Raw genomic sequence first — 22,656 nt, forward strand, 5'->3', positions numbered from 1 at the left:
CCTCCGTAGTCCCGCGCGCCGTACCGCGACGCCCTACCCGTGGCAACGAGGCCGACAGCCCGGACAGCACCGGACAACCCGCCGACAGTCACGGTACGCAACCACACGTTCACTCCTCACGGTAGGCGTGGTCGGCCACGCTGAGTGACGTGAACCAGGAAATCGCCGCAACCGAGCCCTCGGCCCGACCGGCCGCCCAGTGCCCCCACTTCACCGTGCTGCTGTCGTCCACGAGGCGTGGAGCCCGCCTGGCCCGGCTGCTCGCGGAGACGCAACTGCGCCGCTGGGGGCTGCCCACGGAGACCGCGAAGCACCTCGTGGCCGAGCTGGCGGCCAACGCCGTCACGCACGGCCGCGTCCCCGGCCGGGACTTCCGGCTGACGCTCTACGTGGTCGGCGGCACGCTCCGTATCGAGGTCACGGACACGCGGGGTGACCGCTCCCCCACACCTCAACACCCGGCAGAGGACGCAGAGTCGGGCCGCGGCCTGCTCCTCGTGGACGCACTCGCGGACCGCTGGGGCATGAGCGAGGACCGGTTCCCGCGCAAGACCGTGTGGGCCGAACTGCGCTGCTCAGCACCGGAACCCGCGCCCAAGGTCCCCGGTGCGTCACAACTTCCCGATGGGTACCCACGACCCTGGCGTGCCCCCGCACGCCCAGTACCGCCCGTACGGCACTCCACGCACAGAGCCGACGATCACTTGGCGCTGGCGAGTCAGTCCCACCAAAACGCCCAGTGCGTCCGCTGCGGCAGGCTCTCCGCGTACTCGGGGAAGGGTGTCGGCGGATCATCGACGATGTTGTCGGCGGTCGACAGGACATGCTCCAGGGCAAGCAGCTCCGCGTGCGCCGCGTTCCGCGGTGGGCGGGCAACGGAGACGAACAACTCGCCTCCCATTCCCACCACCCGGGCGCCGAACCGATCCTCCCAACTGCGCAGCAGCGCGCACACCAGCGGCAGCGGAGCCTCCGCATTCCAGCCGAGAAGTGCCGGGACATCGGCGCTGCGCTGTGCAGGGACCAGCACGAGGCGGCACCCGGCCAGCCTGTACGGGTTTGCAGCTATGAGGTGACCGATCGTCCGCGCCGCAGCGTCCGCCGGGGAGGGATCAGCGCCCGTGACCGAAGTCGCCGGCGTCAGACCCGGCCACGTCTCGAAGGGTGGGCCCGGGTCGTGCGGCCACGGCGCGATGCCCTCGGGCACCGGCACCGGGTTCGGGTCCGTCCACCAGGACAGACGGCGGCGCCGGTACTCGGCGAAGTCCGAGGCCAGGACGTTCTCCAGACGGACAGCGGATATCTCGGCCAGGTCCGTCGGACGGCCCAGGAACGGCCCGCCGAGCAGCGGCACCAGCCCGGTGTCTTCCTGCCCGTGCAGCAGGGGTCGCCACACGCCATCGACGTCAGACGGCAGTTCGTCCGCAACCCAGACGCACACCGACCCCGAGGAGACGAACCGCCCCGGGGGAAGACCTTCTGGCAAGGCGAAAACCATGCCTGGACGATAGACCTCGACTCCCTCCGGTCGCACACCGCCCCGTACGGCGGCCGGGCTGCGGGCGTCGCCACTCGATCCGTGCCCGTCGCGTGCCCGGTCCGGCGGGACGCAACGGGAGGTTCTGGAGGATGTGGGGCGGTCGGGGCGGTGACCCGCGTCCAGTGGCCCCCGGGAACAGCGAAGAGGCCCGTACGACCGGAGTCGTACGGGCCTCTTCAGGTCAGGCGACCCCGGAGGGTCAGACCTTCAAGAGAGCGAGGCTCACTTGGTGATCTTGGTGACCTGGCCGGCGCCCACCGTGCGGCCACCCTCGCGGATGGCGAACTTCAGGCCCTCTTCCATGGCGATGGGCTGGATGAGCTCCACCTTCATCTCGGTGTTGTCACCCGGCATCACCATCTCGGTGCCCTCGGGGAGGGTCACAACGCCCGTCACGTCCGTGGTACGGAAGTAGAACTGCGGACGGTAGTTGTTGAAGAACGGCGTGTGGCGGCCACCCTCGTCCTTGGACAGGATGTAGGCCTGAGCCTCGAAGTCGGTGTGCGGCGTGACCGAACCCGGCTTGATGATGACCTGGCCGCGCTCGACGTCCTCGCGCTTGATGCCGCGGAGCAGCAGACCGACGTTCTCACCGGCCTGGCCCTCGTCGAGCAGCTTGCGGAACATCTCGATGCCGGTGACCGTGGTGGTGGTCTTCTCGGTCTTGATGCCGATGATGTCGACGGTCTCGTTGACCTTGAGGACACCACGCTCGATACGGCCGGTGACGACCGTACCGCGACCGGTGATGGTGAAGACGTCCTCGATCGGCATCAGGAACGGCTTGTCGACGTCGCGCTCCGGCTCCGGGATCGCGGTGTCGACGGCGTTCATGAGGTCCAGGACCGACTGGGTCCACTTCGGGTCGCCCTCGAGCGCCTTCAGCGCGGAGACCTTGACGACCGGAACGTCGTCGCCCGGGAACTCGTACTCGGAGAGGAGCTCACGGACCTCGAGCTCGACGAGCTCCAGGATCTCCTCGTCGTCCACCATGTCGGCCTTGTTCAGGGCGACCACGATGTACGGAACGCCGACCTGGCGGGCCAGGAGCACGTGCTCCTTGGTCTGCGGCATCGGGCCGTCGGTGGCGGCGACCACGAGGATCGCGCCGTCCATCTGCGCGGCACCGGTGATCATGTTCTTGATGTAGTCCGCGTGACCAGGGCAGTCGACGTGGGCGTAGTGACGCGCCTCGGTCTGGTACTCGACGTGCGCGATGGAGATGGTGATACCGCGCTGGCGCTCCTCGGGCGCCTTGTCGATGTTGTCGAACGGGGTGGCCTCGTTCAGCTCCGGGTACGCGTCGTGCAGCACCTTGGTAATGGCGGCCGTGAGGGTCGTCTTACCGTGGTCGATGTGACCGATGGTGCCGATGTTGACGTGCGGCTTAGTCCGCTCGAACTTCGCCTTCGCCACTGGGGTCCTCCTGTGGAGTGGTTCTGTACGCCTTACTTCATCGGCGCCAGGTGATCTTTGCTGGATGGCCCGGATCCCCGGGGCATCCCACCCGCTTCGTCGCGGAAGGGGTGGAATGCCCCGCGAGGCTCCGGAGTCAAGCCTAAAGGCTGGAACTCGGTTGAGTTACTCGCCCTTGGCCTTCGCGATGATCTCCTCGGCGACGTTCCGCGGAACCTCGGCGTAGGAGTCGAACTGCATGGAGTAGCTCGCACGGCCGGACGTCTTGCTGCGCAGGTCGCCGACGTAACCGAACATCTCCGAGAGGGGCACGAGGCCCTTCACGACGCGGGCACCCGCCCGCTCCTCCATGGCCTGGATCTGGCCACGGCGGGAGTTGATGTCGCCGATGACCTCACCCATGTAGTCCTCGGGCGTGGTGACCTCGACGGCCATCATCGGCTCGAGCAGCACGGGGCTGGCCTTGCGCGCGGCCTCCTTGAAGGCCTGCGAACCGGCGATCTTGAACGCGAGCTCGGAGGAGTCGACCTCGTGGTAGCCACCATCGATGAGCGTGACGCGGACGCCCGTCATCTCGTAGCCGGCGAGGATGCCGAACTGCATGGCCTCCTGCGCACCGGCGTCGACCGAAGGGATGTACTCCTTCGGGATGCGGCCACCGGTCACCTTGTTCACGAACTCGTACGAGGCGTCGCCGCCCTCGATGGGCTCGATCGCGATCTGCACCTTGGCGAACTGACCGGTACCACCGGTCTGCTTCTTGTGGGTGTAGTCCACGCGCTCGACGGCCTTGCGGATCGTCTCGCGGTACGCGACCTGCGGCTTGCCGACGTTGGCCTCGACCTTGAACTCACGGCGCATACGGTCGACCAGCACCTCGAGGTGCAGCTCGCCCATACCACCGATGATGGTCTGGCCGGTCTCCTCGTCCGAGTGGACCTGGAAGGAGGGGTCCTCCTCCGCGAGACGCTGGATGGCGACACCCAGCTTCTCCTGGTCACCCTTGGACTTGGGCTCGATGGCGACCTGGATGACCGGCGCCGGGAAGTCCATGGACTCCAGGATCACCGGGTTCTTGTCGTCCGAGAGCGTCTCACCGGTGGTGGTCTGCTTCAGGCCCATGACGGCGACGATGTCGCCGGCGCCCACCGACTCGATCTCCTCACGCTTGTTGGCGTGCATGCGGTAGATCTTGCCGATGCGCTCCTTCTTGCCCTTGACGGAGTTCAGCACCGCGGTGCCGGACTCCAGGCGGCCCGAGTAGACCCGGACGAAGGTGAGCTTGCCCAGGTGCGGGTCGCTCATGATCTTGAACGCGAGGGCGGACAGCGGCTCGTCGTCCGACGGCTTGCGCCGGACCACGACCTCCGGGTCCTTCACGTCGTGGCCCTCGATGGCCTCGACGTCGAGGGGGGTGGGGAGGTAGCGCACGACCGCGTCGAGCAGGGGCTGAACGCCCTTGTTCTTGAACGCGGTGCCACAGAACACCGGGGTGACCGTGGTGTCGCTGGACTTGCCGGAGGCGATGGTGATGCGGCGGATCGCCGCGTACAGCTGCTCCTCGGTGGGCTCCTGGCCCTCCAGGAACAGCTCCATCATCTCCTCGTCGTTCTCCGCGACGGCCTCGACCAGCTTGCCGCGCCACTCCTCGGCGGCCTCGGTGTGCGTGGCCGGGATGTCGACGGTGTCGTACATCTCGCCCTTCGCCGCCTCGGCGGACCACACGAGCGCCTTCATGCGGACCAGGTCCACAACGCCCTTGAAGTCGGCCTCGGCACCGATCGGCAGCTGCATGACGAGCGGCTGGGCACCCAGACGGTCCGAGATCATGTCCACGCAGCGGTGGAACTCGGCGCCGGTACGGTCCAGCTTGTTGACGAAGCAGATACGCGGCACGCCGTAACGGTCGGCCTGACGCCACACCGTCTCGGACTGCGGCTCGACACCGGCGACACCGTCGAACACGGTCACGGCACCGTCGAGCACGCGCAGCGAGCGCTCCACCTCGACGGTGAAGTCGACGTGACCCGGCGTGTCGATGATGTTGATCGTGTAGTCGTTGTCCTCGAGCGGCCAGTGGCAGGTGGTCGCAGCAGACGTGATCGTGATGCCACGCTCCTGCTCCTGCTCCATCCAGTCCATGGTGGCAGCGCCGTCGTGGACCTCACCGATCTTGTACGAAACGCCGGTGTAGAACAGGATCCGCTCGGTGGTGGTCGTCTTGCCCGCGTCGATGTGGGCCATGATCCCGATGTTGCGGACCCTGGCCAGGTCAAGTGAAGTGGTAGCCATAAGGCTTCAGTCTTCTCTCGGTCTCGATGTGGGTTGCGACTACCAGCGGTAGTGCGCGAAGGCCTTGTTGGACTCGGCCATCTTGTGGGTGTCCTCGCGCTTCTTCACAGCGGCACCGAGGCCGTTGGAGGCGTCGAGGAGCTCGTTGAGCAGACGCTCGGTCATGGTCTTCTCGCGACGGGCGCGGGAGTAACCGACGAGCCAGCGCAGCGCCAGCGTGTTGGCACGACCGGGCTTGACCTCGATCGGAACCTGGTACGTCGCACCACCGACACGGCGGGACTTGACCTCGAGGGTCGGCTTGATGTTCTCCAGCGCGCGCTTCAGCGTGATGATCGGGTCGTTGCCCGTCTTCTCACGCAGACCCTCCATGGCGCCGTAGACGATGCGCTCGGCGGTGGAGCGCTTGCCGTTCAGCAGCACCTTGTTGATCAGGGAGGTCACCAGAGGAGAACCGTAGACCGGGTCGATGATGACCGGGCGCTTCGGGGCGGGGCCCTTACGAGGCATTCTTACTTCTCCTTCTTGGCGCCGTAACGGCTGCGAGCCTGCTTGCGGTTCTTGACACCCTGGGTGTCGAGCGAACCGCGGATGATCTTGTAGCGAACACCCGGCAGGTCCTTCACACGGCCGCCGCGCACGAGCACGATGGAGTGCTCCTGCAGGTTGTGTCCCTCACCCGGAATGTAAGCGGTGACCTCGATACCGCTGGTCAGACGCACACGCGCGACCTTGCGGAGGGCCGAGTTCGGCTTCTTCGGGGTGGTCGTGAACACACGCGTGCAGACGCCACGGCGCTGGGGCGAACCCTCGAGTGCGGGCGTCTTGTTCTTCTCGACCTTGTCCTGCCGGCCCTTACGGACCAGCTGCTGGATCGTAGGCACTACTTCTCCGGTTTCTGTGTGCCGATAGGTACAGCTAACCTGGAACGCCTCCGACCCACGCGGTCGGGTGTGTCGAATCCCGCGAACTCCCGCCGTGAGGCAGAAGGAGGCGCGGATCACGGTGGCCGATGTCGGCTCCCGGTGCGGTTGAAGGCACGCACGAGAGCCAGGGCACACCCCAGGCACAAGGTCTGAGCGTACCTACCTCACGGACTTCGGTCAAAACAAATGGAGCCCACCCCGACACGCCGGACTTGTCCGCCTTCTCTCCCGCCCAGTGTGGCGCGTACGCGTGAATCCCGCTCGTTCTCGTCTCGCCCGGCTTCTCGCTTCAGTACGTTGAGCGATCGCTGTGCCGATGGGGGGACGAGGGTTCGATGACTGCTGGTCGCTTACCCGACACACCGGGAGACGTGCCGGGGGGCATACCGGGGGACGAGGGCCTGGACGACCGGGTGCCGTTCCTGGCCCGTCTGGAGAAGGCGGACCGGGCCGCGCTGCTCGGGCTCGGCCACGAGCTGTCCTTCGCGCCCCGGGTGGTGCTGATCCACCAGAGCGAGCCGTCCTCGCACGTGCTGTTCATCGTGCGGGGCTGGACCAAGGTGACCGCGTCGGCCGCCAACGGGTACGAGGCGCTGCTCGCGCTGCGCGGCCCCGGCGACGTCGTCGGCGAGTCGGCCGCGCTGACCGGGCGCACCCGCTCGGCGACCGTGACCGCGCTGGAGGAGGTGCGGACGGTCGCCCTCCCGCGCGAGCGCTTCACCGAGTTCCTCGCCGGCTCCCCCGCCGCCTCCTTCGCCCTGCTCGGCCTGGCCTCCGACCGCACCCGCGCCGCCGACCGGCGCCGGCTGGAGTTCGCCTCGATGAGCGTCCGGGAGCGGTTCGCGACGCTGCTGCTGGACCTGGCCCGCACCCACGGCCGGCGCACCGCCGAGGGCGTCGAACTCTCCGTGCCGCTCAGCAAACAGGAGCTCGCCGGGTCGGTGGGGGCCTCCCGGGAGATGGTGCAGCGGCTGCTGAAGGAGCTGCGGGAGCGCGGCGCGGTGATCACCGGGCGGCGGGCGCTGGTGATCGTACGGCCGGACGTGCTGCGCCGGATCGCCCGCGCGGAGCCGGGCCACTGAGGCGACCGGGGCGGGTGCGCGGGGGTCGAGGAGCCTGCTGCCTTCTGTGCACACGGTCACAGTCCGACCGGGTCATCCGCCCTCACTTCACGGGCGCCCCGGGCGCCACTCTTCTGACCGAGCGGCGGGAGCCGCCACGAACGCGAGCCACCGAAAGGCGACCATGACCGACCCCGTGAGCCGGACCATCCTCCTGCTCGACATCGAGAAGTACAGCGACCGGGACGACGTCGAACAGGCGTATCTGCGCCGTGTGCTCTACGACATCGCCGACCGCGCCCTGGAACACGCGGGCATCGACGAGACCCTGCGGTCACGGGCCGACCGGGGCGACTCCGTCATGGAGCTGATCGACGCCAACGCCTCGGTCCCGGCGCTGCTGCGGGCGCTGCTCACCGAGGTGCCGGCCCAGCTGCACGGTTACAACCGGCTGGCGTCGAGCACGGCGCAGATCCGGCTGCGGGGCGTGGTGGCCACCGGGTACGTCGCCGTCGACGCGCACGGCGGCTGGGTCGGCTCCGACCTGAACCACGCCTGCCGGCTGCTCGACGCCCCGTTGCTGCGGGCGACGCTGCGGGAGCGGACGGACGGCTTCGCGCTGTGCGTGTCGGAGGGCGTGCACCTGGGGATCGTGCGCCACGACCACGCCGGCGTGCGGGCCGCCGCCTTCCACCCGGTGACCCTGACCGGCAAGAACGGCCCGATGCGCGCCTGGCTGCACGGCCCGGTGCCGCGCGAGGGCGACGACCACGGTGGGACGGGGGCGGGGGAGGCCCCGGTGCCGGGTTCCTCGGGGGACGGCCCGGCACCGGGGCAGCGGGGGGTGCCGACCGCGGCGGCCCCTCGCCCGGAGGACGGCACCGGCACCGGCACCGGCACCGGGGGCACGGTCCCGGCGGGCGGGGGCGACGGCGCGGCCGGTGCCGGTGGTGGTACGGGCGCCGGCGGGAGTACGGCCACTGCCGGTGCCCGCACGGTCGGCGCGGGCGCCGGGGCGACCGCCGCGGGCGGGGAGGCGAGCGCCGCGGGCGCCGCGGCGCCCACCGACGGTGGCGGGGTGGCCGCGGCGGGCGGGAGCGTGGCGGGGCCTGAGTCGTCCGCGTCACCCGCACAGGCCGGGGCCACCAAGGCCGCAGAGCCCACCGTGACCGCAGAGCCCACCGCGGCCGCAGCACCCGCCGCGTCGGACGCGGCCCCCGCTCAGTCCGTCTCCGGTGGCGTGGTGTTCAACTTCGGGAGCGGGTCGCCGCGCTTCGGCGGCAGCCTCGTCGCCGGGGACCAGCACGGGGTGTCCGGCGGCCAGGTCACCGGTGACGTGCACCTCGGCGGCACGACGGGGGAGAGCGCGTGACCCTGTCCGAGACGGCTGAGCCGTCCGACGGCGCCGCCGCGGGTTCCGGTGTTCCGCGGCAGCCGGGGATGCCGCCCGCCGAGGACGGCTCGGAGCCCGAGGAGCGCACGCAGGAGGCGCGGGCCGCGCAGCGCGAGCTGTTCGCGCACACCCCGGGCTTCATCCTCGGGGAGACCGCGGCCTTCGGCGGCAGCCTGGTCGGCGGCGCCCAGCACGGCGTCTCCGGCGGACGGGTCGACGGAGACGTCTACCTGGGCGGCCGGACCGAGATCCACCACCACGGTCCCGCGGCCACGGTCCCGGACGCCTCCGGCGAGATCCCGCGGGCCCGGCTGGACGCGCTGGCCGCCGTCTTCGCCGACGGCCCCGCCTTCGCCGGCGCCCTGCGGCGGCTGCGCGAGGAACGGGTCCTGGTCCTGTCCGGCGGGCACGCCACCGGCCGCAGCGCCGCCGCGCTGATGCTGCTGCACCGCCTGGACGTGCCCGCCGTGCACGCCCTGCACCCCGAGACCACCCCCGCGGCGCTCAGCACCCAGCTCACCAGGCCCGGCGGGCACGTCCTGCGCGACCTGCCGGTCAGCCGCAACCGCCCGCTGCGCGACACCCATCTGTACGCGGCGCGCGACCAGCTGGAGAAGGTGGACGGCTACCTCGTCGTCACCGTCGAGAACTCCCCCCACCTGCCGGGCGTCACGCCCTGCCCGTGGGTTCCGCCGAGCGCGCCGGAGGTCGTACGGGCGCACCTCTTACGCGGCAGACCGGACGCCGACGACCTGCTCGCCCTCGACCCGGTGGCCGCGTTCCTCGCCGCCGGTGACCGCCGTCCCGCCGAGGCCGCCGCCTTCGCCGAGGCGCTGGCCGGGTACGACGGGAGCGAACAGGCGCTGGCCCGGCTCGCGGACTTCGGGCAGGCCGCGGTCGAGAAGCAGTGCCGCGACTGGCTCGCCGACCCGGACACCGGCCTGCGCGACAAGGCCTTCCTCATCGCGCTGGCCGTCTTCGACCAGGCCCCGTACGTCCTCGCCGCCGAGCTCGCGGACCAACTCTTCGTGCATCTGCAGCAGTTGCAGAATCCCGAACAGCCACCGGAGATCCCGGTGTTCGGGCCGACGGCCGAGAACCGGCTCGCCCTCGCGCGGGCCGACGGGGAACTGCGCGGCGAGGAGACCGAGTGGGGGCCGGTGCCCCAGTTCACGGCCGGCTTCCGCGAGGAACGCACCCCGCGCGTGCTGCTCACGGAGGTGTGGAACCACCACCCCTCCGCCCGGCCCGCACTGGTGGCCTGGCTCAGACAACTGGCCCGCGACGGCCGCCCCTTGGTCCGCACCCGCGCGGCCGCGGCCACCGCCCTGCTCGCCGCCGCCGACCTGCCCTCCGCGATCGCCCTGCTCGTCGACGGCTGGGCCACCGCGCGCACCTTCGGCCCGCGTGTCACCGCCGCCAACACCCTGACCCTGGCGCAGCTCCTCGGGGCGCCCGTCGTGCTCCGGCTGCTCACCCAGTGGTGCTCGGACCCCCACTGGGGCCGCCGCTGGACCGCCATCCGCGCCTTCGGCCTGCTCGCGCCGCTCCGCCCCGACCTGGCCGGTGCCGCTCTCGGCGCGCTCGCAGCCCGGGCACGGGCCGACGCCAGCAACAAGCCGGAGCGCGAGAACCTCACCGAGTCCGCGGCCCTGCTGCTCTCCGAGGGCCGGCGACGCGGGGAGGTGCTGTCCGAGTTCGTACGGCTGCTCTATCTCGACACCCCGGCGGTCCGCGAGCTCGCCCTCGCCGCGTTCGTCCGCGCCTGCGACAACGCCGAGGACGGCGCGCTCATCGGCTGGTACGCCGAGACCGGCATGTACGAGACGGACTCGGCCCGCGACCTGGCCACCCTGTGGCGCACCGCGCTGAACGACCGCGCCCACACCCGCGCGGCCCTCGACGCCCTGCACACCTGGGTGCATGTCGCCGGGCACCGCGCGGACGCCGCCCACGCGCTGGCGCTGCTGCTGCCCGCGCTGGTCGTCACGGCGGACGACCGCAAGCGCCTCGACCACGCACTGCGCACGCTGCGCGCGGAGGACGGCGGCCCGCGCCCACCGGTGGCCGACCGGCTGCTCACGCTGCTGCACCCGGCTTCCACCCAGTGAAAGACCCCTGTTCTCGTAATTCGCAGAGGAGTTGACCCATGGCGGACTTCCGCCGACCGCCGGAGTGGCAGCAGGACGCCGACCGGCACAGCACCCTGATCGACCCGGTCCTGACCGTGCGTCCGATCTCCAGGTTCGACTACGTCGCCCGCAGACAGGTCGGCGCGATCGACCACGCGCTGGTCTTCGTCACCGCCGGGGGGTCCTACGACGTCTTCATGCCACCGCAGCGGCCGAGCCGCGCCGAGGCGGCGACCCGGCGCTACACCTCGGTGTACGAGGTGGACATGGGCAGCCACCCGGTGCAGCTGAAGATGCGGCTGCCCAGCGACGACGACGCGTTCTCCTTCGGTGCCGTCGCCGACCTGACCTGGCGGGTGGCGGACCCGGTCGCCTACGTGGCGAGCGGCGAGCGGGACGTGCCGACGCGGCTCGACCGGGAGTTGCAGCAACTGGCCCGCCCCATCACCCGGCGCTTCTCGATCGAGGACAGCCCCGACGCCGAAGAGGCGCTGCTGGAGGCGGTCATGGACGAGAGCCGCTTCGCCGCGGGCACCGGGCTCGCGGTGACCTGCGTGGTGCGGCTGCGGCTGGACGACGAGGCGATCGCGCACCGGCGGCGCAAGCGCAGCCTGCGCTACGAGGCCGAGATGCTCGATCCCGAGCACGAGTTCCGGCTCAAGCAGGCCCGGCAGGAGTACGAGCTGGAGGCGCTGCGCCATCAGCAGGCGCAGCAACTGGTGGCCCAGAAGATCGCGTTCTACCAGTACCACCTGCAGCACGGGGGCGTCTCCGCCTGGGCGCTGCACCTCGCCCAGCATCCCGGCGACACGAAGATGGTGATCGGCACCCTGCACAAGGACCAGCTCGGCACCATCCGGCGGCAGTTGGAGCTGATCGCGGGCGACACGATGGAGGACTTCCAGAAGGCCGAGTCGGCGCGGTCGGTGCTGCGCGACGTCGACAGCCTGATCCAGCAGCAGGAGCAGTCCTCGCTGACACCGCCGGTCGAGGCGCTGCCCCCGGGCGCGCCCCCCGTACCGCCGTACGACGGCCAGGCGGCCCCGGGTTTCCCGCCCCCGCCGGCACAGCCCTACGGGGCCTCCGCACCGCCCTACGGGGCCACGTCCGGGCCGGACGCGGGCGCCCAGCCGCCTTACGCGGGGGCGGGACCGCAGCAGGGGCCCGGGGGCGGGCAGCCGTATGCCGCGGCGGGACCGCAGTCGCCGCCCACGGGAGCGGGCGCGCCGCCGTACGCCGGCGTGCCCCAGCAGCAGCCGTACGCGCCGCCGCACCCACCGCATGCACCCGGCTCGCAGCCCGGTCTGCCGCCCGGGGGGTACGCGTCCGGAGGCGCCCCGCCCGCTCCGTACGATCCGGCGGCACAGGGGAACGCCGGCAACGCAGGAGCGTACGGCCAGGCCGCGTTCGCCTCTCCCACGCCGCCCGTCAGCGCGGGCCCGGTCCCCGTCGTACCCGCACCGCCCGGCCGCCCGCCCGGCTCGCAGGACAGCCCGGCGGAACCCCCCGAGACGGGCTCCGCATGACGCCCCGGAACACGCCCACCACGCCCGCGCCGCCCCAGGCCCCCGCCCCCGCGCCCGCGCCCGCGCCCGCGCCCGCGCCCGCGGCGACGAACGCCCGGGACGCCGGGGCGGTGCCCGGGATGCGCACGGCCGAACGGTTGCTGGGCGAGTTGCGCGGAGAGATCGCTCGGGCCGACTCGAAGGCCTCCGTACTGGTGGCGGCGCTGGGGCTGACGGCCGGGGTGTTCACCGGGCTGCTGTCCGGGCACAACTGGTCGCCGGGTGAGCTGTCCGCCCCCGGAGCGGCCGTGTGGTGGGCCGGAACCGGCTCGCTGGCGTTGTCACTGGGCGCGCTGCTGCTCGCCGTCCTCCCCCGCTACCAGGGCACCTGGGCGGCGGGCCGGCCGCTGTGCTACTTCGGCGACATCCAGCAGGCGGCCCGCCAGGGCCGCCTGGCCGAGGCGCTCGCCGACACCGACCGCGACCCCGCCGCCGGACTGCTGGCGGCGCTCACCGAGACCAGCCGGATCGCCGCGTGCAAGCACCGGTGGATCCGCACCGGCCTGCTCGCCTTCTGCGCGGGCGCCCTCCTGCTGCCCGCCGCCCCACTCATCGGCTGACGCCACCGCACTCCGAAGGAGCCCCGTTCCATGTCCCAGTCCCCGGACCCGGCCGTGCCTCCGCCCGGTCCCTCCTACCCCACCGCCGAACCACCCCGGTACGACACCACCGGCCCGGCCCTCCCGTACCCGGGCACCACCCCGCCGCAGTACCCGCCCGCACCCGTCCCGGAGCCTCCCTACCCGGCCGCGCCCCCACCGGCGCCCGCGTACCCCGACGCCCTCACCGGAGCCGCGCCCTACCCGGACGGCTCCGCCACCGCAGCCCCGCCGTACCCGGACGCCGCAACGGCCCGGCCGCACCCCGACGCCGCCACGGGCGCACCCGCCTACGCCGGCGCCTCCCTGGATGCACCCGGGTACCCCAACGCCCCCGCCAGCCCGCCCACTCACCCTGGCGCCAACCCCTTCACCTCGGGCGCCGCGCCCGCCCATCCCGGCGGCACACAGCCGTACCCGGGCGGCGACCAGCCGTACCCCGGTACCGGACCCGGACGTCCCGCGGGCGGCCCCGCCCACCCGGGAACCGCCCCAGCTCACCCCCAGGCCGCCACTCCCCCGCCGCCGGGCATGCCGTCCCAGGCACCGTTCGGCGCCGCGAGCGCCGCGGGAGCCACGGGTGCCGGGATGGCCGCGCCCGCGGCGCCGCCCGTTCCGGAGCCCTCCGTAGCGCCCGACGATCTCGACTACCGGCACCGCGGCTCACGTGTCCTCGTCGCCGAGCACCAGCGCGGGGCCGACGCGACCGCGATCGGGCGGCTGGCCGTGCAGGTACCGGGGTTCCTGGTCAGCCTGGCCGTGGTCAGCTCGATCGCGCTCGGCATGTTCGGCGACATCGCCGGGACGATCGTGCTGCTGGCCTGGCTCGCCAGCGGCGCCCTCGTCTTCCACCGCCCGACCGAACTCGCCTTCGCCCGGCACGTCCTCAAGCTCCGCCCGCCCACCCCGGACGAGCGCGCCCGCCTGGAACCGGTCTGGCGCGAGGTGACCGCCCGCGCCGGCGTCGAGGCGCACACCTACGAACTCATGGTGGAGAACAGCGACGAGCTGAACGCCGTGGCCGCCGCCGGACACGTCGTCGGTGTCACCACCTACTCACTGAACCGCATCCCCAGCAGCAACCTCGCCGCCGTACTCGCCCATGAACTCGGCCACCACACCGGCGGCCACGCCTGGGCGGGGCTCCTCGGCTACTGGTATTCGCTGCCCGGACGCGTCGCGTGGGCGTTCATGCGGGGCATGGCCCGGATCGCGCTCGCCGTCTCCCGCGTCTTCTCCCTCGCCGCGACCGGCCTCCTGTACCTGTTCCTCGGCATCACGGTCGTCGCCGGCTTCCTCACCATGTGGTACGTCACCATCCCCCTGGTCGCCGCCCCCTACCTCCTCGCCCACATGGGCCGCCGCGGCGAACTCCGCGCCGACCAGCAGGCCGCCGAACTCGGCTTCGCCCGCCACCTGGCCGAAGTGCTGCACCACTTCCAGACGGAGGAGGCAGCGGCGAAGGCGGCCGCCGAGGCCCAAGGGCAGAAACTCCAGGACCCCGGCACCCTGTCCCGCCTGCTGTCCAGCCACCCCGACCACCACACCCGGCTCACCGCCCTGGAGCCGTATCTGCGCCTGCACCGCTGACCGGCGGCGGACGTCCTGCGCGGCGGCTCCTGGTGGGGCCGCCCCGCGGCCGGGTGCCCGAGCCGTCCGGTACGGACGCCGAAGGGCGGCCACCCCTCGCGGGGTGACCGCCCTTCGGTCATGCTGCTCGCTTACTGGTTGTACGGACCGTAGTCGTAGTCCTCCAGCGGAACGGCCTGGCCGGAGCCGGTGCCGAACGGCGAGTAGTCGATGTCGTCGTAGCCGACGGCCGAGTACATGGCGGCCTTGGCCTCCTCGGTCGGCTCGACCCGGATGTTGCGGTAGCGGGACAGACCCGTACCGGCCGGGATGAGCTTACCGATGATGACGTTCTCCTTGAGGCCGATGAGGCTGTCGGACTTGGCGTTGATCGCCGCGTCCGTCAGGACTCGGGTCGTCTCCTGGAAGGAGGCGGCCGACAGCCAGGATTCCGTCGCCAGCGAGGCCTTGGTGATACCCATGAGCTGCGGACGACCGGAGGCCGGGTGACCGCCCTCCTGGACCACACGACGGTTCTCGGTCTCGAACTTCGAGCGCTCGACCAGCTCGCCGGGCAGCAGCTCGGCGTCGCCGGACTCGATGATCGTCACCCGGCGGAGCATCTGCCGGATGATGATCTCGATGTGCTTGTCGTGGATCGACACACCCTGCGAGTTGTAGACCTTCTGGACCTCGCCGACCAGGTGGACCTGGACGGCACGCTGGCCCAGGATGCGCAGCACGTCGTGCGGGTTGGTGGCACCCACGGTGAGCTTCTGGCCCACCTCGACGTGCTCGCCCTCGCTGACCAGGAGCCGGGCACGCTTCGAGATCGGGTACGCCGTCTCGTCGCTGCCGTCGTCCGGGGTGACGACGAGCTTCTTGGTCTTCTCCGTCTCCTCGATCCGCACGCGGCCGGAGGCCTCGGAGATCGGGGCGACACCCTTCGGGGTACGGGCCTCGAAGAGCTCGACGACACGCGGCAGACCCTGGGTGATGTCGTCACCGGCCACACCACCGGTGTGGAAGGTACGCATCGTCAGCTGGGTACCGGGCTCACCGATGGACTGGGCGGCGATGATGCCGACCGCCTCACCGATGTCGACCAGCTTGCCGGTGGCCAGCGAACGGCCGTAGCACATGGCGCAGGTGCCGACGTGGGACTCGCAGGTCAGGATCGAGCGGGTCTTGACCTCCTCGACACCGTGGTGCACGAGCTGGTCGATCAGCACGTCGCCCAGGTCCACGTTGGCCGGCGCGATCACCTTGCCGTCGATGACGACGTCCTCGGCGAGCATACGGGCGTAGACGCTGGTCTCGACGTCGTCGGCCTTGCGCAGCACGCCGTCGGCGTCGCGCGAGGCGATCCGCAGCTTCAGACCGCGCTCGGTGCCGCAGTCCTCCTCGCGGATGATGACGTCCTGCGAGACGTCCACCAGACGACGGGTGAGGTAACCCGAGTCGGCGGTACGCAGGGCGGTGTCCGCCAGACCCTTACGGGCACCGTGCGTGGAGATGAAGTACTCCAGCACGGAGAGGCCCTCACGGAAGGACGCCTTGATCGGACGCGGGATGGTCTCGTTCTTCGCGTTCGACACCAGACCACGCATACCGGCGATCTGCCGCATCTGCATCATGTTTCCTCGGGCACCCGAGTCAACCATCATGAAGATGGGGTTCGTCTTGGGGAAGTTCTCGTTCATCGCCTCGGCGACCTCGTTGGTCGCCTTGGTCCAGATCGCGATGAGCTCCTGAGTGCGCTCTTCCTTGGTGATCAGACCGCGCTCGTACTGCTTCTGGACCTTCTCGTCCTGCGCCTCGTAGCCGCGGACGATCTCCTTCTTCGCCTCGGGAACGACGACGTCGGAGATGGCGACGGTGACACCGGAACGGGTCGCCCAGTAGAAGCCGGCCGCCTTCAGGTTGTCGAGCGTCGCCGCCACGATGACCTTCGGGTAGCGCTCGGCGAGGTCGTTGACGATCTCGGAGAGCTGCTTCTTGCCCACCGAGTAGTCGACGAACGGGTAGTCCTCGGGCAGCAGCTCGTTGAAGAGCGCACGGCCCAGCGTGGTGCGCAGACGGAACGTGTCCCCCTGCTGCCACTCCGGCTCGCCCTCCTCCTGCGCCGGGGGGGTCCAGCCGCGCGGCGGGATGGTGCCCACCGGGAAGCGGATGTCGATCGCCGACTGCAGCGCCAGCTCGCCGGCGTCGAACGCCATGATCGCCTCGGCCGTGGAGCCGAAGGAACGGCCCTCGCCCTTGGTGTCACGCAGCTCGCCGTCGGTGGTGAGGAAGAACAGACCGAGGACCATGTCCTGGGTCGGCATCGTCACCGGACGGCCGTCGGCCGGCTTGAGGATGTTGTTCGAGGACAGCATCAGGATGCGGGCCTCGGCCTGCGCCTCCGCGGACAGCGGCAGGTGCACGGCCATCTGGTCACCGTCGAAGTCCGCGTTGAACGCGGTGCAGACGAGCGGGTGGATCTGGATGGCCTTGCCCTCGACCAGCTGCGGCTCGAAGGCCTGGATGCCGAGGCGGTGCAGGGTGGGCGCACGGTTCAGCAGAACCGGGTGCTCGGCGATGACCTCTTCGAGGACGTCGTACACGACCGTGCGGCCGCGCTCGACCATCCGCTTGGCGCTCTTGATGTTCTGCGCGTGGTTCAGGTCGACCAGGCGCTTCATCACGAACGGCTTGAAGAGCTCCAGCGCCATCGCCTTCGGCAGACCGCACTGGTGCAGCTTCAGCTGCGGGCCGACGACGATCACGGAACGCGCGGAGTAGTCCACACGCTTACCGAGCAGGTTCTGGCGGAAGCGGCCCTGCTTGCCCTTCAGCATGTCGCTGAGGGACTTCAGCGGGCGGTTGCCGGGGCCCGTCACCGGGCGGCCGCGACGACCGTTGTCGAAGAGGGCGTCAACAGCCTCCTGAAGCATGCGCTTCTCGTTGTTGACGATGATCTCCGGGGCACCGAGGTCCAGGAGCCTCTTCAGACGGTTGTTGCGGTTGATCACACGGCGGTACAGGTCGTTCAGGTCGGAGGTCGCGAAGCGGCCACCGTCCAGCTGCACCATCGGACGCAGGTCCGGCGGGATGACCGGCACACAGTCGAGCACCATGCCCTTGGGGCTGTTGGACGTCTGCAGGAACGCGGAGACGACCTTCAGGCGCTTGAGCGCACGGGTCTTCTTCTGGCCCTTGCCGGTACGGATGATCTCGCGGAGGCGCTCGGCCTCCTCGTCGAGGTCGAAGGACTCCAGGCGCTTCTGCAGCGCCGCGGCACCCATCGAGCCGTCGAAGTACGTGCCGAAGCGGTCGCGCAGCTCGCGGTAGAGCAGCTCGTCGCCCTCGAGGTCCTGGACCTTGAGGTTCTTGAACCGGGTCCACACCTCGTCGAGACGGTCGATCTCGCGCTGCGCGCGGTCGCGCAGCTGCTTCATCTCACGCTCGGCACCCTCGCGCACCTTGCGGCGCACGTCGGCCTTGGCGCCCTCGGCCTCCAGCTCGGCCAGGTCGGTCTCGAGCTTCTTGGCCCGGGCCTCCAGGTCGGCGTCACGGCGCTGCTCGATCTGCTGGCGCTCGACGGAGACGTGGGCCTCCAGCGAGGGCAGGTCGCGCGTACGGCGCTCCTCGTCGACGTACGTGATCATGTACGCCGCGAAGTAGATGACCTTCTCCAGGTCCTTCGGGGCCAGGTCGAGCAGGTAGCCCAGACGCGACGGGACGCCCTTGAAGTACCAGATGTGGGTGACGGGGGCGGCCAGCTCGATGTGGCCCATCCGCTCACGGCGCACCTTGGCGCGCGTGACCTCGACGCCACAGCGCTCGCAGATGATGCCCTTGAAGCGGACGCGCTTGTACTTGCCGCAGTAGCACTCCCAGTCCCGGGTGGGGCCGAAGATCTTCTCGCAGAAGAGCCCGTCCTTTTCCGGCTTGAGGGTGCGGTAGTTGATGGTCTCGGGCTTCTTGACCTCGCCGTGGCTCCACTGACGGATGTCGTCAGCGGTGGCCAGGCCGATCCGGAGCTCGTCGAAGAAGTTGACGTCGAGCACTATGCGTCAATCCCTCTCAGGGTTGTAAGTCTGTGGTCTGAAACGGGGGCCTGGGGGTCGGCGGGCCCTGGTGGGTACAGGGCCCGCCGGACTCCCGTCAGACCTCTTCGACGCTGCTCGGCTCGCGCCGGGACAGGTCGATGCCGAGCTCCTCCGCAGCGCGGAAGACATCCTCGTCGGTGTCACGCATCTCGATGGACATACCGTCGCTGGACAGCACCTCCACGTTCAGGCAGAGCGACTGCATCTCCTTGATGAGCACCTTGAAGGACTCGGGGATGCCGGGCTCAGGGATGTTCTCGCCCTTGACGATGGCCTCGTAGACCTTCACGCGGCCGGTGACGTCGTCGGACTTGATGGTCAGCAGCTCCTGGAGCGCGTACGCGGCGCCGTAGGCCTCGAGGGCCCACACCTCCATCTCGCCGAAGCGCTGGCCACCGAACTGCGCCTTACCACCCAGCGGCTGCTGGGTGATCATCGAGTACGGACCGGTCGAGCGGGCGTGCAGCTTGTCGTCGACCAGGTGGTGCAGCTTCAGGATGTACATGTAGCCGACCGAGATCGGGTCCGGGAACGGCTCACCGCTACGGCCGTCGAACAGCCGCGCCTTGCCGGACGGGAGCACCATGCGCTCGCCGTCACGGTTCGGGATGGTGTGCTGCAGCAGACCCGCGAGCTCGTCCTCGCGCGCACCGTCGAAGACGGGGGTCGCGACGTTGGTGCCCGGGTCGACCTGGTCGGCGCCGATCGCCTGGAGGCGCTGCGCCCACTCCTCCGCGAGGCCGGAGACGTCCCAGCCGCGGCTGGCGAGCCAGCCGAGGTGGATCTCCAGGACCTGTCCCGGGTTCATTCGGGACGGCACACCCAGCGGGTTCAGGATGATGTCGACCGGGGTGCCGTCCTCCAGGAACGGCATGTCCTCGATCGGCAGGATCTTGGAGATGACACCCTTGTTGCCGTGGCGGCCGGCGAGCTTGTCACCGTCGGTGATCTTGCGCTTCTGCGCGACGTAGACGCGCACCAGCTGGTTCACACCGGGGGGAAGCTCGTCGCCCTCCTCGCGGTCGAAGACGCGGACGCCGATGACCTTGCCGGTCTCGCCGTGCGGCACCTTCAGCGAGGTGTCACGGACCTCACGGGCCTTCTCGCCGAAGATCGCGCGCAGCAGGCGCTCCTCGGGGGTCAGCTCGGTCTCGCCCTTCGGGGTCACCTTGCCGACGAGGATGTCGCCGGCGATGACCTCGGCACCGATGCGGATGATGCCGCGCTCGTCGAGGTCGGCGAGGACCTCCTCGGAGACGTTCGGGATGTCCCGGGTGATCTCCTCGGGGCCGAGCTTGGTGTCACGGGCGTCGACCTCGTGCTCCTCGATGTGGATCGAGGAGAGGACGTCGTCCTGCACGAGGCGCTGCGACAGGATGATCGCGTCCTCGTAGTTGTGACCCTCCCACGGCATGAACGCCACGAGCAGGTTCTTGCCGAGGGCCATCTCGCCGTTCTGGGTGGCGGGACCGTCGGCGAGCACCTGGCCCGTGATGATCCGGTCGCCCTCGTTGACGATGACCTTCTGGTTGACCGAGGTGCCCTGGTTGGACCGGGAGAACTTGGCCAGGCGGTACGTGATGTACGTGCCGTCGTCGTTGGCGGTGGTGATGTAGTCCGCGGAGACCTCCTGGACCACACCGTCCTTCTCGGCCTTGACCACGTCGCCGGCGTCGACCGCGGAGCGGTACTCCATGCCGGTGCCGACGAGCGGCGCCTCGGACTTGATCAGCGGCACGGCCTGACGCATCATGTTCGCGCCCATGAGGGCACGGTTGGCGTCGTCGTGCTCGAGGAACGGGATCATGGCGGTCGCGACCGACACCATCTGGCGCGGCGAGACGTCCATGTAGTCCACGTCGTCACCGGCGACGTAGTCGACCTCGCCGCCACGGCGGCGGACGAGGACGCGGTTCTCGGCGAAGCGCAGGTCGTCCGTCAGGGTGGCGTTGGCCTGCGCGATGACGAAGCGGTCCTCCTCGTCGGCGGTCAGGTAGTCCACCTCGTCGGTGACCTGGCCGTCGACGACCTTGCGGTACGGGGTCTCGACGAAACCGAACGCGTTGACCCGGCCGTACGAGGCGAGCGAGCCGATCAGACCGATGTTCGGGCCTTCCGGCGTCTCGATCGGGCACATGCGGCCGTAGTGCGAGGGGTGCACGTCACGGACCTCGAAGCCGGCCCGCTCACGGGAGAGACCACCCGGGCCCAGCGCGGACAGACGACGCTTGTGCGTCAGCCCGGAGAGCGGGTTGTTCTGGTCCATGAACTGGGACAGCTGGCTGGTGCCGAAGAACTCCTTGATGGAGGCGACGACCGGCCGGATGTTGATCAGGGTCTGCGGCGTGATCGCCTCGACGTCCTGAGTCGTCATGCGCTCGCGGACCACGCGCTCCATACGCGCCAGACCCGTACGGACCTGGTTCTGGATGAGCTCGCCGACGCTGCGCAGACGACGGTTGCCGAAGTGGTCGATGTCGTCGGTCTCGACGACGATCGTCTCGCCGCTGTCCCCGGTCGTCTCGGCCTCGCCGGCGTGCAGCTTCACCAGGTACTTGATCGTCGAGATGACGTCCTCGACGGTCAGGATGCCCGCGTCGAGCGGAGCGTCCGCACCCAGCTTCTTGTTGACCTTGTAGCGGCCGACCTTGGCGAGGTCGTAGCGCTTGGGGTTGAAGTACAGGTTCTCCAGAAGCGTCTGCGCGGCCTCACGCGTGGGGGGCTCGCCCGGACGCAGCTTGCGGTAGATGTCGAGCAGCGCGTCGTCCTGGCCCTGGGTGTGGTCCTTCTCCAGGGTGGCGCGCATCGACTCGTACTCGCCGAACTCCTCGAGGATCTGCTCGTTGGTCCAGCCGAGCGCCTTCAGGAGGACGGTGACGGACTGCTTGCGCTTGCGGTCGATGCGGACACCGACCATGTCGCGCTTGTCGATCTCCATCTCCAGCCAGGCACCCCGGGACGGGATGATCTTGGCCGAGAAGATGTCCTTGTCGGACGTCTTGTCGATGCTGGAGTCGAAGTAGACACCGGGGGAACGGACCAGCTGCGACACCACGACACGCTCGGTGCCGTTGATGACGAAGGTGCCCTTGTTCGTCATGAGCGGGAAGTCGCCCATGAAGACGGTCTGGGACTTGATCTCGCCGGTCTCGTTGTTGGTGAACTCCGCTGTGACGAAGAGCGGGGCGGCGTACGTGAAGTCGCGCTCCTTGCACTCGTCGATCGAGTTCTTCGGCGGTTCGAAGCGGTGGTCGCGGAACGTCAGCGACATCGACCCGGAGAAGTCCTCGATCGGGGAGATCTCCTCGAAGATCTCCTCGAGGCCGGACTTGGTGGGGACGTCCTGACCGGACTCCAGAGCCGCCTCGACGCGAGCCTTCCACGCGTCGTTGCCGAGCAGCCAGTCGAAGCTCTCGGTTTGCAGCGCGAGAAGGTTCGGAACCTCGAGGGGCTCCTTGATCTTTGCAAAGGAGATGCGCAGCGGGGCGGTGCTGGCGCCGTTGTTCGTATTCGCGGTCGAGGCGTTGCGCGAGGCGGCCAAGAGGGGGTCCTTCCGAGGGCTCGGACTCACTACGCGCGTGCCGGTCCCCCGCCGGCGACCGACGGCAGGCTGGGCCGGATCTGGCTAAAAGGCCAGGTCAGGACTCATCCGATCGACGATGCTCAGGCGAGGGCATGCCCCTGGTGACGGGCAGGGGACAGCTAACAGGCAGCGCAAAGGGTCAGTGTAGCCAGTTGGCACACTGATGTCCAGTGCGGGTTTTGCGAGACCCTCGTTGTCGTCACCGCCTGCGGCATGCTTGCCCTCAACGCACGTTGATACTGCCCTCTTCGCCGTCGATCCATGCCTCGGATTGGATCCTTGTGACGACGCGTCCTGAGAATTGCGCGCTGCGTGCGGTTCGTCAAGGCCCCCCTTGCCCGAACCCGATGCTGCCCTCGTCACTCGCAGCCTGTCACCAGGGGCGCTGAGGCACGACGATGATCACCATACCCGTCACGGTGGTGCGTGCAAGGCAGCCGCCGCCGACCCTCGGAAACGCCGAAGAGCGACCACCCGGATGGATGA

13 protein-coding genes and 1 pseudogene are annotated in these 22,656 nt (G+C 70.0%); 7 read left to right on the forward strand and 7 right to left on the reverse strand.

Annotation, left to right across the window (positions count from 1 at the left end; all coding sequences use genetic code 11):
- Positions 1–149: 149 nt before the first annotated feature.
- Positions 150–590, forward strand: a pseudogene (locus ACIQ9G_RS13600) (ATP-binding protein); the annotation flags it as partial.
- Between the two features lie 128 nt (positions 591–718).
- On the opposite strand, the gene ACIQ9G_RS13605 reads toward ACIQ9G_RS13600, so the two are convergent.
- The 5 genes from ACIQ9G_RS13605 to rpsL form a co-directional block, all read right to left on the reverse strand.
- Complete coding sequence (locus ACIQ9G_RS13605; protein WP_403608611.1) at positions 719–1,396, reverse strand: DUF4253 domain-containing protein; 678 nt, start codon at positions 1,394–1,396, stop codon at positions 719–721.
- Between the two features lie 366 nt (positions 1,397–1,762).
- A complete protein-coding gene (gene tuf, locus ACIQ9G_RS13610; RefSeq protein WP_403608612.1) occupies positions 1,763–2,956 on the reverse strand; it encodes an elongation factor Tu in 1,194 nt (397 codons plus the stop codon).
- A gap of 165 nt (positions 2,957–3,121) precedes the next feature.
- Positions 3,122–5,248 (reverse strand): elongation factor G, encoded by a 2,127-nt coding sequence (fusA, locus tag ACIQ9G_RS13615; RefSeq protein WP_403608613.1) that lies wholly within the window; start codon positions 5,246–5,248, stop codon positions 3,122–3,124.
- A 39-nt stretch (positions 5,249–5,287) separates the two neighbouring features.
- Positions 5,288–5,758, reverse strand: a complete 471-nt coding sequence (gene rpsG / locus ACIQ9G_RS13620) for a 30S ribosomal protein S7 (protein WP_003992340.1) — start codon at positions 5,756–5,758, stop codon at positions 5,288–5,290.
- A 2-nt stretch (positions 5,759–5,760) separates the two neighbouring features.
- A complete protein-coding gene (rpsL, locus tag ACIQ9G_RS13625; RefSeq protein WP_003948652.1) occupies positions 5,761–6,132 on the reverse strand; it encodes a 30S ribosomal protein S12 in 372 nt (123 codons plus the stop codon).
- A gap of 413 nt (positions 6,133–6,545) precedes the next feature.
- Here rpsL and ACIQ9G_RS13630 point away from each other — a divergent pair, with 413 nt between their 5' ends.
- The 6 genes from ACIQ9G_RS13630 to ACIQ9G_RS13655 all read left to right on the forward strand — a co-directional run bounded on the left by ACIQ9G_RS13630 (position 6,546) and on the right by ACIQ9G_RS13655 (position 14,514).
- Positions 6,546–7,256: a Crp/Fnr family transcriptional regulator gene (locus ACIQ9G_RS13630; protein WP_403608614.1), complete on the forward strand. Its 711-nt coding sequence runs from the start codon at positions 6,546–6,548 to the stop codon at positions 7,254–7,256.
- A gap of 163 nt (positions 7,257–7,419) precedes the next feature.
- Entirely contained in the window at positions 7,420–8,607 is a 1,188-nt protein-coding gene (locus ACIQ9G_RS13635) for a hypothetical protein (RefSeq protein WP_403608615.1), read from the forward strand.
- Positions 8,604–10,739, forward strand: a complete 2,136-nt coding sequence (locus ACIQ9G_RS13640) for a hypothetical protein (protein WP_403608616.1) — start codon at positions 8,604–8,606, stop codon at positions 10,737–10,739. Before ACIQ9G_RS13635 ends, ACIQ9G_RS13640 begins: the two co-directional genes overlap by 4 nt.
- 38 nt (positions 10,740–10,777) lie before the next feature.
- Positions 10,778–12,286 (forward strand): hypothetical protein, encoded by a 1,509-nt coding sequence (locus ACIQ9G_RS13645; protein ID WP_403608617.1) that lies wholly within the window; start codon positions 10,778–10,780, stop codon positions 12,284–12,286.
- On the forward strand, positions 12,283–12,885 hold the full coding sequence (locus tag ACIQ9G_RS13650) for a Pycsar system effector family protein (protein WP_403608618.1): 603 nt from the start codon (positions 12,283–12,285) through the stop codon (positions 12,883–12,885). Before ACIQ9G_RS13645 ends, ACIQ9G_RS13650 begins: the two co-directional genes overlap by 4 nt.
- Before the next feature lie 30 nt (positions 12,886–12,915).
- Complete coding sequence (locus ACIQ9G_RS13655) at positions 12,916–14,514, forward strand: M48 family metalloprotease (RefSeq protein ID WP_403608619.1); 1,599 nt, start codon at positions 12,916–12,918, stop codon at positions 14,512–14,514.
- 131 nt (positions 14,515–14,645) lie between these two features.
- On the opposite strand, the gene ACIQ9G_RS13660 is transcribed toward ACIQ9G_RS13655, so the two are convergent.
- Both ACIQ9G_RS13660 and rpoB read right to left on the reverse strand, forming a co-directional pair.
- Complete coding sequence (locus ACIQ9G_RS13660; RefSeq protein ID WP_403608620.1) at positions 14,646–18,545, reverse strand: DNA-directed RNA polymerase subunit beta'; 3,900 nt, start codon at positions 18,543–18,545, stop codon at positions 14,646–14,648.
- Between the two features lie 97 nt (positions 18,546–18,642).
- The gene (gene rpoB / locus ACIQ9G_RS13665; RefSeq protein ID WP_403608621.1) at positions 18,643–22,128 is read right to left on the reverse strand and encodes a DNA-directed RNA polymerase subunit beta; all 3,486 of its coding nucleotides are present in this window, start codon (positions 22,126–22,128) and stop codon (positions 18,643–18,645) included.
- Positions 22,129–22,656: the final 528 nt, after the last annotated feature.

Source organism: Streptomyces sp. NPDC096152 (assembly GCF_044763235.1).
In the GTDB taxonomy this organism is placed as follows: Bacteria; Actinomycetota; Actinomycetes; order Streptomycetales; family Streptomycetaceae; genus Streptomyces.